Origin of the sequence: Mycolicibacterium pallens (assembly GCF_019456675.1) — a bacterium.
Lineage (GTDB): Bacteria > Actinomycetota > Actinomycetes > Mycobacteriales > Mycobacteriaceae > Mycobacterium > Mycobacterium crocinum.
Window position 1 is genome coordinate 5,075,516 of record NZ_CP080333.1, and the last position, 13,003, is coordinate 5,088,518.

The window sequence follows — 13,003 nt, forward strand, 5'->3', positions numbered from 1 at the left end:
GCCCCTATGCCGTTTCGCGGTCGGCGAGGATGTGCGCGATCTGCTTGGCACTGGCACCGGGATCGCCGCCGGCCAGCGGCCAGCCCCGGGCCCGCACCAGGTAGGCGGTCGCCGCCGCTTCCGAGGACACCCCGAGACCACCCTGGATGTGCACGGCCATGGTGGCCGCCTTGGACGCTTCTTCGGCCATGAACACGAACGCCGAGGGAGCCAGTTCGGGCCGCGCGTCCGGCTCATTGTCGAGGAACCACGCGGCCCGCCGGGCCAGGTTGCGACCGCCTTCGACGGTGATCACCATATTGGCCAGCGGGTGCGAGATCGCCTGCAGCGTGGAGATGGGCACACCCAGGGTGTAGCGAGACTTGGCGAACTCGGCAGCAATGGTCATGGTCTCCTCGACCAGGCCGACGAGCGCCGATGCGGTCAGCAGCCGCCATTCATCCAGCGCCCGAGCGTAGGCGGCGAGCGCGTCCGGCCCGCTGCCCAGCACCGTGCGGCTGTCGGCGGCGGCTGGGTCGACCCAGGCCATCGGCAGCCGGCCGATGTTGTCGACCTTGGCCGGGCGGGTGCCGAACGACAGAAGCACGACATCGTCGGAGTCGCGCACGATGATGTGGTCGGCGATCGAGCCGGTTGGGATCAGCCTTGTGCCCGAGACGCTGTCCAGGGAGGCATCCAGCCCGGCGATCTGGTTGCCGCTCATCACCTCGTCGGTGAGCGCGCCCAGGCCCGCCAGCAGCCGCGCAGCGCACACGTGGTCGATCCACGGCACCGGCGCGAGCGAGCGCCCGAGCTCCTCGGCCACCAGTGTCAGATCCACCAGGGTGGCGCCGTCACCACCCGCCGACTCAGGGACGGCCATCGTGGTTGCGCCCATGGCGCACAGTCGTTCCCACAGGCTCTTGTCGAACCCGGTGGCCTCGGCGGCCCGCACGGTCTCGATCGTGCTGTGAGTTTTGAAGAACTGCCGGTAGGCGGTCTGCAGATCGGTGTGGTCCTCCGAGAGGCTGTAGTCCAGCCTGCGCAGTTCGTAGCGGTCCATTCAGCGCTCCCTGAAGAAGAAATCGTTGGCGTTGTTGTAGAGATAGTTGTCCATCACGTCGGCAGGCAGGTCCAGGGCCAGGGCCTCGGGCACCACCCGCTGCATCCGCAGCACCGGGAAGTCAGATGCGAAGATGATCTTGTTCTTGCCCCGGGTGCGCATGAAGTGCAACAGGCTCTCCGGCAGGCGTTTCGGCGACCATGCCGAGGTCATCAGGCGCAGATTCTCGTACTTGATCAACAGCCGGATCGCGACATCCCACCACGGGTCGGCACCGTGGATCATGCACAGCTTGAGTTCGGGGAACCGTACGCAGACCCGGTCGAGATGGATCGGGTTCTGCACCTCACCCGGGATCGGCGGCCCCGGCAATCCGGTGTTGACGCACAGCGGCAGTTCCAGCTCCGCACACTTGGTGTAGAGCGGGTAGTACACCGCGTCACTCGGCGGATATTGACCGTCACCCCAAAAGCTCGGTCCTACAACGGCATAGACGACCGGCAGGTCGGCGGCGATCGCGGCCAGTTCACGCAGCGCCGGAATTGGCCGCAGCAGGTTCACGCCACCCATCGCCAGGGCGAAGCGGTCGGGGTGCGCGTCCACGAACTTGCGCGCCGTCACCGACGGCTTCACCAGTGAGTCCATCAAAATGGCCCTCTGGACCCCGTGGGTGTCCATCTCGTCGAGGAGCGCAGCCAGGTCGATCGGGTCGTACATCGACGCCGGCCCCTTGAAGTAATCGTCGCGCACCTTCTTCATGAAGGTGGGCTGGTTCTCCGTCTCGCCGAAGTGAACGTTGGCCAGACAATCGATGACCCTGTGCGTCATGACAACGAAACCTCGATCCTGGCAGCTTCTTTGGCCCAGCGGTAGTCGGCCTTACCGTTACCGAGTCGCTTGACCTGGTCGACGACGATGAACTCCTTCGGCGCCTTGTAGCGGGCGAGCTGCGCGGTGCAGTGCTCATACAGAACGTCGGGCGCCACATCATCGTGCAGCGCGACCAGCGCCACGATCTCTTGCCCCCACCGCTCACTGGCCCTGCCCACCACCAATGCGTCGGCGACCGCGGGGTGCGCGCGCAGCACCTCTTCGACCTCCTCGACGAAGACCTTCTCCCCACCGGTGTTCACCACCAGCGAGTCCCGGCCGAAAAGCCGCAACGTCCCGTCCGGCGCCAGCGAGCCGCGGTCACCGGATATCACGACGCGGGCGCCGTCGACCTCCGGGAAGGTCTTCCGGGTGGCATCGGCGTCGTCGAAGTACCCCAACGGGATCCGGCCCGCGCGGGCGACCCAGCCGACCTCGTCCTCACCGGCGTCCAGGAAGCGGCTGTAGTCCTCGGCGAGAACCAGTGCACCCTCGCGCAATTCGAAGGTGTCCTTATGGTCGCCACGCATGCTGCGGCCGAACCCGACGTTGCCCGTCTCCGACGAACCGTAACCGTTGATCAGGATGATGTTGGGCAACAACTCCAGCAGTGCGTGCTGGTGTTTGAGGTTGGTCGCCGCTCCCCCGGTCGCCAGGGCGAACAACGAGGACAGGTCGTAGTCGCCGCGCCGCAGCTCCTCGACCAGCGGGGCGGCGTAGGCGTCGCCGACCATCGTCATCATGCCGACCCTGTGCCGCTGCGCCGTCGACAGCACATGCTGCGGATCGAATTTCGGTGAGTCGTAGAGCACCACGGTCTGACCGTTGAGCACCGCGGCGAACGCCGTCCACATCCCGGCAGCGTGCATCAGCGGGGACACCGCGAACCACGGCGCCCCCGGCGTGCCGAGCTTGTCGTGGATCTCGGTGACCGACTCGTGGTCGGCCCCGTTCATCGAGACGGCGTAGGTGTCGGCCTGGCGCCACATCACCCCTTTGGGCCGTCCCGTGGTGCCGCCGGTGCAGATCATCAACACGTCGTCGGGTGATGGCTCGATGTCCTGGTCCTGATCCCCCTGTGCCAGGGCATCTTCCAAATCGATCGCGCCGGGAAGATCGGGGGCACCGCTGCCGTCGTCGATCGAGATCAGCAGCTCGGCGCTGTCCGGCGGCAGCACGTCGGCGAACTTGGCGCCCAGCGAACGGTGGTAGATCACGGCGCGGGGCTTGACGTAGGCGAGCAGCTCGGCCACTTCGCGCGGCGTGTAGTGGTGGTTGACATTGACCGGCACGACCCGGCCCTTGAGACACCCGATCACCATGTCGGGGTAGAGGTCGTTGTGCATGATCAGCGCAACCCGATCCTGGCCGCACTCCCAGTTCTCGAGCTCGGCCCGTTCACGGTGCGCACCGAAGCCTTTGCTCGCCAAGAAGTTCGCCAGCCGGCGTGTCCGGTCAGCCGCATCGGCGAACGTGCTGGTGCGCTCGCCGCAGATCGTCATCGGCCGGTCGGGAATGACCTCGGCGATGGCGTCGAGCACCGCGCCGATCGTCCATTCGGGCACGGGTCAGGCCGCCGACGACACCGATACACCGAGCAGGTCCAATGCGTTGTCCCGCATCACCTTCCGGGTGTCGGTGGCGCTGAACTCGGGGAACTGCGGGATGTCGGCGGTGAAGCTCATCGGGTCGGCCAGGCCCTCACCGTGCGGCCAGTCGGACCCGAACAGGATCTTGTCCACGCCGATGGTGTCGGCCAGCAGCTTGACGTCGTCCTCGTAGTACGGGGCGATCCAGACGTTGTTCTTCAGCTGCGCGACCGGATCCTCCTTGAAGTGGTACGGCGCGTTGTTGGCGGCCTTCTTCAGCCGCTTGATCAAGCGGTACACGAAGTAGGAGCCGTTCTCGATGCTGGCCACCTTCAGCGTGGGATGGCGGGTGAAAACCTGGTGCACGATCATCGACGCCATCGAGTCGTGGATGGCTCGATCGTCGAGCAGGACGGTGTCGAGCGGATCCCGCTTGCCAAAACCCTCGAAGGTTCCGGTGCCGCCCCACAGTGCTGAAATCGCAAGGTAGCCACTGTCGGACAGGTGGAACACCACTGGCACGCCGGCCTCGGCGAGCCGCGCCCACACCGGGTCGTGCGACGGATCGCCCAGTGAGCGCGGCTTGACGCGGCCGGGCACCGGGGCCGGTCGCACGCAGACGATCTTCGCGCCGCGACTCAGCACGAACTCGACTTCGGCCACGGCCGCGTCGGGATCAGCCAGCGAGATGATCGGCGCCGAGAGGAACCGGTGGTCGGGCCGGTCGAAGCCCCAGTCCTCGTCGAGCCACAGGTTGAAGGCGTGGACCGAGGCCATCGTCGCTTCGATGTCGTGTTTGAGTGCCTCTTCGACCCCACACGCGAAAGTCGGTAGCATGAACACGGTTTCGAGATTTTGCTTGTCCAGGATCTTCACCCGGGCATCGCGGTTCTGATACTCCGGGTGATCGGCCAATCGGTCGACCTTCATCAAGGAAGCCGGGTCGACGCCGTCGGGGATCTCGCCACGGAACAACAGGTCCAGGCAACCCGGCTCGATGATCGGGTCGAACGTCGGGTTCGGGATGAAGTGGTTGACGACACCACCCATCACGGCGAAGGTGCGCTTGCCCTCGGTGAGCATCTGCACGCCGCGGCGTTTGAACTCCTTGGGAAGATGCCGGGTGAACGAGTCGATGGGCTCGTAGTAGTGGTTGTCGACGTCAATCGCCTTGTAGTCCAGGGTCATCAGTGTCGTCCTCTCACGTCAGGGGCGGGAAGTTCGGGGGCCGCTTCTCGAAGAACGCGGTGATGCCCTCGATGAAGTCGGGGCGCTGCATGGATTCGTGCATGAGGGTCTCGGCTCTGCGACTGGCGTCGTCCGCCTCGCGCAGGGCATCGCCGTAGACCTGTCGTTTGATGACGGCCAGTGAGCTCGGCGCACAGTTGGCCGCGATGTCCGCGGCGTATTCGATTGCCCGGCTGAGCAACTCGGCGGGCGGCACGACTTCCTTGACCATGCCGAGTTCGAAGGCTTCTTCGGCGTAGAACACCCGGCCGCTCATCAGCAGATCGAGCGCCGCACCCCACCCGACGACCTTGGGCAGGATCCAGGAGATGCCGTATTCGGCGATCAGGCCGCGGCGGACGAATGAGGTGGTGAACTTGGCGCCGGCCGCGGCGAACCGGACGTCGCAGAACAACGCCTGGGTCAGCCCGATGCCAGCGCAGGCGCCGTTGATCGCGGCGATCACCGGCTTACTCACGGTGGTGACGAACAGCGGATGCCGCTCGCCCACCATCTTGGTCAGGTCCGCCTCGCCGGCACTGTCGACGCTGGCCGAGCTGATCGACGACAGGTCGCCCATATCGGCCCCCGCGCAGAAGGCCCGCCCGCTGCCGGTCACCACGATCGCGCGGACATCCGGGTCGGCCTCTGCGGCGTCCATGCCCGCGTAGAAGCCGGCGGCCAAGCCACCGCCCCAGCCGTTCATCCGGTCGGGACGGTTGAACGTCAGCACCGCGACCCCGCTGTCGAGCACCTCGTAGAGGACGGGCTCGGCCGCAGTGGACTTCGCGGTGACGTCTGCGTCGGTGTCGGTCACCTAGGGGAACCTCCGGGAATGGTGCGCCAACATGCGGGAATGTCCATACTGTACACCTATCGGTATCACCTTCCGCAATCAGCGTTCGATGAGGCCCAGCCGCTGGTAGGCCTTCTCGATCTGGGTCTTTCCAGACTCGGGCAATTCGGTTTGCGGCGGGCGCGAATGCGGATAGTCGCCGATCGGCAGTCCGAGCAGTGACGCGGCGTACTTGAACGCGCTCCCCCAGTGGGTGAAGTAGTCGGGACGGCCCGGATAGCAGGTGAACCAATTACCCATGTCGATGCCGAACTGATCCAGTCCGGACCTCTCGGCATAGTCCATCGCCTCGATGAGTTCGCCGGCCCAGACCAGCTCCCAGTACTCGGAGATGATCGGCCGCTGCGGAGTCTCGTGCAGATACCCTGCGGTGCCCAGCTGTGCCGGACCGACAATGCCCGCGCGCAACCAGCCCGCGCGGTACACGGTGAGATCGCACTCCCAGATCACCAACCCGGGTGCCAGCTCGTGCAGCATTCGACTGCTGCCCGGCCGGAACGCGCCTTCCTTCGTCGCGCACACGGCGGGAATCTCGGCGTAGATGCGTGCTCCCTCTGCAGGAGTCAGCACATAGCCCGACGATGGCGAGTTGAACATGCCGAGCGCGATATCGGTGCGATCGGCGATGTACCGAAAGAAACGCAGCACGCCCTCACCGCCGTGAGTCTCCATCATCGGTGTCTGGATGTAGACGATATCGGCGCCGGCTTCCTGGGCGTGCCGGGTGAGCTCCAAACAGTCTTTGGCTGCCGTGGCCGCGGTGCAGGCTTGGATGATGACTCCCGGGTTGGCCCGTCGCCCTTCCTCGATTGCTGTCTCCAGCAACCGTTTTCGCTCGGCAATGGTCAACGCCCAGAATTCGGCGATACCGCTGGTGCACCACAGCATCGGGTGCTTCAGCTCTCCGACGCAGTACCGCACGAGTGTCCGATAGGCGTCCCAGTCGATATCGTCACCGTCGGTTCCGGAAAACGGCGTATAGAGGCTGTTGCCGATGCCGCGCAACGAGGTTCGCGCCCAGTCCCGGGCTTCCAGCGCTGTGGCCACCACTGCTCCTTAGGTGAAGTCGGACCCGCCGTCGACATTGATATTGGCGCCGGTCATATACGAGTTGCGCTTCGACGCCAGAAAGGCGACGACGGGGCCGATCTCGTCGGGCAGCCCCGCGCGTGGCAGATGGGCCGGGTGACCGAAGTGCTCGTCGATCGCAGCCATCAGTGCATAGGGATCGCTGCCGTCGACACCGACCGACTCGGCCCAGCCGGTGAGCGCCTCGGAGGCGATGCTGCCCGGTGAGACGACGTTGACGAGTATCTCGTCGGGCGCGAGATGCAGCGACAGATTCTTGGAGACGCTGGTGACCATTGCCTTGGCCGCGGTGTACGCCGCCAGCCGCGGGCTCTGCCGTTGGGTGGACTGCGCGGCGAAGTTCACGACGCGGGCCCACTCCGCGGCGCGCAGCAGCGGTAGCGCCGCACGGATGCAGCGGACCATGCCCAGCGCGCCCTCGTCGATCGCCGTGCGCCACTGGTCGTCGGTCAGTTCGTCGAAAGTGCCTTGCACACTTGGCCCGACGGCATTGATGAGGATATTGAGCCGGCCGCCCCAGCGCTCACCGATCTCGCCGAACACGCGCTGAACCTGGGTGTCGTCGCCGGTGTCGGCCACCAAGCCGACGGCATCCGGGCTACCCCGCCCAGTCAGCTCATCGGCCGCGGCGTCGAGAACCGAAGCGGTGCGGCCGATCAGCGCGATGCGGGCGCCGTCGTCGGCCAGGCAGCGCGCGGCGGCCAGTCCCATCCCGCGTCCGCCGCCGACCACGACGGCGGTGGCGTCACCGAGCCCTAGATCCACGGCCGGGCGGGCTTTACGTCCCGGTCCAGTTCGGCGCGCGCTTCTCGGCGAACGCGACGGCACCTTCGCGGGCGTCGTTGGAGGAGAACACCGGAATGATCAGTTCCATCTGCTTCTTCCACATCTCCGCCTGGCTCCAATCGGCGGATTGCAGCAGGACGTCCTTGGTGGCCGCGACGGCCAGCGGGCCGTTGGCGCTGATCTTCTTGGCCAGCTCGATCGCGCCGGCCAGCGCCTCGCCAGGTTCGGTGAGGACGTTGACGAAGCCCCACGCCTCACCCTGCTCTGCGGTGAAGGTCTCGCCGGTCAGCGCGAGCTCGAACGCCTTCTGATACGGGATGCGTTGCGGTAGCCGCAGCAGACCGCCGCCGGCCGCCACCAGTCCACGCTTGACCTCGGGGATGCCGAACTTGGCGGTCGTGGAAGCGACCACCAGGTCGGTGCCCAGCACCACCTCGGTCCCGCCGGCAACGGCATAGCCCTCGACGGCGGCGATCAGCGGCTTGCGTGGCGGGCGTTCGGTGAAGCCGATCCCGCGCCCGGGGATGGCCACGATCTCACCGGCCGCGAACGCCTTGAGATCCATTCCGGAGCAGAAATTTCCGCCCGCGCCGGTGACCACGCCGACGGTCAGGTCAGGGTCATTGTCGAGCTCGTCGACCGCGTCGGCAAGCCCTTGGCTCACAGCAAGACTCACCGCATTGCGGGCCTCGGGGCGATTGATCGTGATGACCAGTATCCGGCCTTGGCGTTCCCGCAGCACTGCGTCCGACACCCGCGGCTCCTCCACGTTTGGTTCGCTGGTATCGGTAAAACCTACTATAGACTTTACAGTAACGGGACGTGACCGGCAGATCCGGAGCGGAGACGCAGTTCACACCCCCCTGACGGGGTAAGGTTTCCACCCGCTGATCGTCGAACGGAAGGTGGACCTGCAGTGGCCAAGCCAGCGACCGCCGCCAAGCGGCCCCGGCGCGAGCGCGGGTCGATCAATCCCGATGACATCATCGCGGGCGCCTTCGAACTCGCCGAGCAGGTGTCGATCGACAACCTGAGCATGCCGCTGCTGGGCAAGCACCTCGGCGTCGGAGTCACCAGCATCTACTGGTACTTCCGCAAGAAGGATGACCTGCTCAACGCGATGACCGATCGGGCACTCGGCCAATACGTGTTCGCCACGCCCTACGTCGAGGCGTCCGACTGGCGCGAGACCCTGGCGAACCACGCGCGCGCGATGCGAAAGACGTTCATGGGCAACCCGATCCTGTGTGATCTGATCCTGATCCGCTCGGCCCTGAGTCCGCGGGCCGTGCGGGCCGGTGAGCAGGAGGTGGAGAAGGCGATCGCCAGCCTGGTCGAAGCGGGCCTGTCGGCGGAGGACGCCTTCGACACCTACTCCGCGGTGTCCGTGCATGTTCGCGGTTCGGTTGTGCTGCACCGGCTTTCCGAGAAAAACCGGGCCGCCGACGAGCAGGCGCACGCGCTCGAGGATTCGATCATCGGCACTGCCGAGAACACCCCGCTGCTCGCGAAGGTCAGCGCCGAGGGACATCGGATCGGTGGTGCCGACGAACGCAACTTCGAGTTCGGTCTGGAGTGCATCCTCGACCATGCGGCCGCGCTGATCGAGGAGAACAAGAAGTCCTCGGCGTCGAAGTCGCGCCGCAAGGCATAACTTCCGCCGACCGTCACACCAGAGTCACGGTGGGCGCCGAGCGTCACCCTGGAGTGACGTTCGGCGCGTTCCGCTAGACCTCGACGATGACGGCGCCGCCCTGGCCGCCGCCCGCGCACATCGCCGCGACACCGATGCCACCGCCGCGACGGCGCAGCTCGTAGACCAGAGTCGTGATCATCCGGGCGCCGGAGGCCGCGATCGGATGTCCGAGGCTGCAGCCGCTGCCGGAGAAGTTCACCAGCTCCTCTTCGATGCCGTACTCCTTGCAGGCGGCGATCGGCACCGAGGCGAACGCCTCGTTGATCTCCCACAGCGCCACATCGGACGGCTTGAGGCCGGCCCGGTCGAGCACCTTGCCGATCACGGCGACCGCGCCGAGGCCGGTGTCGCGTGCCGGCACGCCCGCGGCTCCCCACGCCTTCACGGTGGCCATGACGTCCAGCCCGTTGGCGCTCGCGTAGTCGCGATCGGTCAGGGCGACGGCGGCCGCGGCGTCGTTGGTGCCGCTGCTGTTACCGGCGGTGATCGAGAAGCCCTCGATCTCCGGGTGCAGCACCTTGAGGCCGGCGAGTTTCTCGACGGTGGTGTCGCGGCGCGGGTGCTCGTCGACGGAGAACTCGGTGACCGAGCCGTCGAACTGCTCGACCTTCAGCGGGATGATCTCGTCGGCGAACTTGCCGGCGTCCTGGGCGGCGACGGCCCGCTGGTGGCTGCGCGCGGCCCATTCGTCGAGCTGCTCACGGCTGATGCCGTAGGACTGCGCGGTGTTCCAGCCGACGGTGATCGACATATCGCGGGCCGGCGCGTCCGGGGTCTCGACGTGGATCGGCGGCAGCCAGCGCTCTTCGAACTTCAGCTCCGGGCCGGGAATGCGCTGGTTCATCAGCGGCGTCATCGACAGCGACTGCACGCCGCCCGCAACCAGTACGCGCTCCATGCCGGAGCCGATCTGGGCCGAGGCGTTGCCGATGGCCGTCAGGCTGCCCGCGCAGTGCCGGTTGACCGCCTGGCCGGGCGCATTCTCGAAACCTGCGACCAACGCGGCATAGCGAGCGAGATCGCCGCCGCCGTAATGGGATTCAGCGATGATGATGTCGTCGATAGCGTTCGGGTCGATGCCGCCACGGCGGACCACCTCGGGAAGCACCGCGCCCAGCAAGACCTCGGGCGGGGTGTTGACCAGTGTGCCCTTGAAGGAACGACCGATCGCGGTCCGGACGGCACCGACAATGACTGGTTCGGGCATGACGACCTCACTTCGACGTTGAGACGTTACACTCAGGCAACTTTACAAAACTAGCAGGAAGTGTAGCGCTGACGGTAAGTGGTACACGTCACTGCGGTTCGGGCACATGGAAATGCTCGTCACGCAGCCGGAACGCTTCTTTGGCGCCGACCTGGGCTCGGGTCTTGACGAAGTTGAACTCCCCGGGCGCGAACTGCAGGTTGGTGCCATACGCGTGAAACAGGTAGCTGGCGACTTCCTCACCCTGGTAGGCCTGGCTCTGCTCGACCAGCCGGAATGCTTCCTTGGCGATGACCACGCCATCGGCAGGCATCTTGGCAGCCTTCTCCGCCCAGTACCGGGCCCTGGCCGTCACCTTCTCGGCGTCGCAGGTCTCGGTGAACACCCCGAGGTGTTCGACGTCGCCCGCGGTGATGATGTCGCCGGTCAGCAGCAGTCGCCGGGCCAGCACCGGGCCGAGCCGGTGGAAGAACATGTGCAGACTGCCCAAAGCAGGACCGAGGAACCGGGTGGCCGGCATGCCGATCTTGGTGTCGCGGGCGATGACCGAGATGTCGGTCATCAGCGCCATCTCAAAACCGCCGCCCAGCGCATACCCGCTGATCTCCCCGACCGTGACCTTCGGGAAGCCCATGAAGTTGTGGTAGAAGCCGAATGACTTGCGGTCCACTGTGAGTCGGCGACGCTGGCTGGGACGACGCTTGGCCTGCGCCTCAGACTGGTCGCCATACCAGCCGTACGCATTGTTCATATTCGCGCCGGTGGAGAACACTCCCTCGGCGCCGCGCAGCAGCACGACGGTGATGTCGTCGTCCTCGGCGACGACATCGAGGTAGCGGCCGACGGTTTCGCGCATCGCCGCGTCATAGGAGTTGCGCTGGGCGGGATTGTTCAACGTGATAGTCGCGATGCGCGTGTCACGGTCCACCTCGTAGAGGACGCGGTCGTCGTCGGTCATGGTTGGTTCCTCACCTGGGGTCTGGGTTCGAAATGAGTTTGGCCTCAATGGTTCTGTCTCGTCCGAAGGCCAGGGTGTTGCGGCGTGCGGCGGCGAGGTGATCCTGAGCCAGCCGCACGGCACGGTCGGCGTTACCATCGCGGATCGCGTCGAGCATCTTGTGGTGGTCACGCAGCGCGGCCCGCATGGTCGCCTGCCGCATCGGGTCCGGCTCGTCGCTCCACACCGAGGATTCGTGCGCCGACCAGATCAGCTCCAGCGACCCGATCAACAGGATCATTGGCTCGTTGCCGCACCGGGACACCAGCGCCTCGTGAAATCGCCGGGCATTGGGCACATACTGCGCGGTGTCGTCGAATTGTTGTTCCTGCCGGTCGACTTCGGCCTGTAGGTACGGCACGACCGCCGTCATGCGGTCTTCGCGGGCGGCGCACATGCCTGCGCAGATCGGCTCCAGATGCAGCAGCGCCCCGCTGACGTCGGCCGGGGTCGACGACCGCGACTGCAGCACCATGCTGATCATGTGCGCGGTGCGCTCGGCCGACGGCAGGTGCACGACGGCACCACCCATATTGCCGCGACGGACCGAGACCAGGCCGTCGATCTCGAGGATGTGGATCGCCTCCCGCAACGCGGGCGGGCTGACCCCGAACTCGGTGAACATGCTCTCCTGCGAGGGCAGCACGTCACCCTCGCGCAGTCGGCCGGACAGGATGTCGTCACGCAACCGCGACGCGACGATCTCGGCGACGCGTGGCTGGCGAATGCGTGGTGCTGCCATCGGTCCCTTCGATCCACTATCCTTGCTATCTTGTACAAGATAGCACTACTGTTGGGCTATCCGTAAAGTCGCGAAGGGCGGAATGTTCGGTGGGTGACGAGGCCCGGTCGGCCGACGGAATCGTGACGACCTCACGCGACGGCGCGGTACTGCACATCGTGCTCGACCGAGTCGGTCGACGTAACTCCTTGAGCTACAGCATGATCGACACACTCATCAACACCCTCGCTGCCGCAGCAAGCGACGACAGCCTGCGCGCCGTCCACCTGAGCGGAGCCGGATCGGACTTCTGCGCGGGTATGGACTGGGTCGGATCCAACGCTGGCCGGCAACGTCCGCGCACTGGTGATCTGGTCCGCCGCATCCCACACACCGCGCACCGGGTCATCGAGCTGATCCATACCCTGCACCTGCCCGTCGTGTGCTCGGTCCGCGGTTGGGCCGCCGGCATGGGCGCCAACCTGGCGCTGGCCGCCGACTTCACGGTGGCCGCCGCCGACGCCGTGTTCTGGGAGCCGTTCCTGGATCGCGGCTTCAGCCCGGACTCCGGCTCGACCTGGCTGCTGCCCCGGCTGGTCGGCATCGCCCGGGCCAAGGAGATGCTGCTGCTCGCAGAGAAAGTCGATGCCGCAACGGCCGCGCAGTGGGGTCTGATCCACCGCAGCGTCGACGACACCGACCTCGATGCCACGGTTGCCACGCTGCTGGACCGGCTGGCCTCCGGACCGACCGTCGCGATCGGCCTGGCCAAGCAGGCCATCAATTACGGTCAGCACGCCACCCTGAACCAGGCCATGACCCAGGAATTGTTCAACCTCGAACTGTCCTGCCGGACATCAGACTTCAAAGAGGGGCTGGCGGCATTTCGGGAGAAGCGAACACCCGGCTTCACCGGGCGATGA

General features: G+C 66.2%; 13 protein-coding genes. 2 read left to right on the forward strand and 11 right to left on the reverse strand.

Annotated elements, in window-relative coordinates:
- Positions 1-4 precede the first annotated feature (4 nt).
- From K0O64_RS24705 to K0O64_RS24740, 8 genes are all read right to left on the reverse strand, one after another.
- Complete coding sequence (locus K0O64_RS24705) at positions 5-1,042, reverse strand: acyl-CoA dehydrogenase family protein (RefSeq protein WP_071949178.1); 1,038 nt, start codon at positions 1,040-1,042, stop codon at positions 5-7.
- The gene (locus K0O64_RS24710; RefSeq protein ID WP_071949177.1) at positions 1,043-1,870 is read right to left on the reverse strand and encodes an amidohydrolase family protein; all 828 of its coding nucleotides are present in this window, start codon (positions 1,868-1,870) and stop codon (positions 1,043-1,045) included.
- Positions 1,867-3,477 carry an acyl-CoA synthetase gene (locus K0O64_RS24715; RefSeq protein WP_096312274.1) on the reverse strand — a complete coding sequence of 537 codons (1,611 nt, stop codon included), beginning with the start codon at positions 3,475-3,477 and terminating at the stop codon, positions 1,867-1,869. The genes K0O64_RS24710 and K0O64_RS24715 overlap by 4 nt, the downstream gene beginning before the upstream one ends.
- 3 nt (positions 3,478-3,480) lie before the next feature.
- Positions 3,481-4,689, reverse strand: a complete 1,209-nt coding sequence (locus tag K0O64_RS24720; RefSeq protein WP_071949175.1) for an amidohydrolase family protein — start codon at positions 4,687-4,689, stop codon at positions 3,481-3,483.
- 13 nt (positions 4,690-4,702) lie between these two features.
- On the reverse strand, positions 4,703-5,545 hold the full coding sequence (locus K0O64_RS24725) for an enoyl-CoA hydratase (protein WP_071949174.1): 843 nt from the start codon (positions 5,543-5,545) through the stop codon (positions 4,703-4,705).
- 78 nt (positions 5,546-5,623) lie between these two features.
- Entirely contained in the window at positions 5,624-6,631 is a 1,008-nt protein-coding gene (locus K0O64_RS24730; RefSeq protein ID WP_071950305.1) for a dihydrodipicolinate synthase family protein, read from the reverse strand.
- 9 nt (positions 6,632-6,640) lie between these two features.
- The gene (locus tag K0O64_RS24735; protein WP_096312275.1) at positions 6,641-7,438 is read right to left on the reverse strand and encodes an SDR family NAD(P)-dependent oxidoreductase; all 798 of its coding nucleotides are present in this window, start codon (positions 7,436-7,438) and stop codon (positions 6,641-6,643) included.
- A 13-nt stretch (positions 7,439-7,451) separates the two neighbouring features.
- Positions 7,452-8,213: a crotonase/enoyl-CoA hydratase family protein gene (locus K0O64_RS24740; protein ID WP_096313010.1), complete on the reverse strand. Its 762-nt coding sequence runs from the start codon at positions 8,211-8,213 to the stop codon at positions 7,452-7,454.
- 162 nt (positions 8,214-8,375) lie between these two features.
- Between K0O64_RS24740 and K0O64_RS24745 the strand changes: the two genes are divergently transcribed.
- Positions 8,376-9,113, forward strand: coding sequence for a TetR/AcrR family transcriptional regulator (locus K0O64_RS24745; protein ID WP_096312276.1), 738 nt, complete (start codon positions 8,376-8,378; stop codon positions 9,111-9,113).
- Between the two features lie 73 nt (positions 9,114-9,186).
- On the opposite strand, the gene K0O64_RS24750 is transcribed toward K0O64_RS24745, so the two are convergent.
- The 3 genes from K0O64_RS24750 to K0O64_RS24760 form a co-directional block, all read right to left on the reverse strand.
- Entirely contained in the window at positions 9,187-10,362 is a 1,176-nt protein-coding gene (locus K0O64_RS24750; RefSeq protein WP_071949171.1) for a thiolase family protein, read from the reverse strand.
- An 88-nt stretch (positions 10,363-10,450) separates the two neighbouring features.
- A complete protein-coding gene (locus K0O64_RS24755; RefSeq protein ID WP_071949170.1) occupies positions 10,451-11,320 on the reverse strand; it encodes an enoyl-CoA hydratase/isomerase family protein in 870 nt (289 codons plus the stop codon).
- A gap of 10 nt (positions 11,321-11,330) precedes the next feature.
- Complete coding sequence (locus K0O64_RS24760; RefSeq protein WP_071949169.1) at positions 11,331-12,101, reverse strand: FadR/GntR family transcriptional regulator; 771 nt, start codon at positions 12,099-12,101, stop codon at positions 11,331-11,333.
- An 89-nt stretch (positions 12,102-12,190) separates the two neighbouring features.
- Here K0O64_RS24760 and K0O64_RS24765 point away from each other — a divergent pair, with 89 nt between their 5' ends.
- Positions 12,191-13,003: an enoyl-CoA hydratase/isomerase family protein gene (locus tag K0O64_RS24765; RefSeq protein WP_071949168.1), complete on the forward strand. Its 813-nt coding sequence runs from the start codon at positions 12,191-12,193 to the stop codon at positions 13,001-13,003.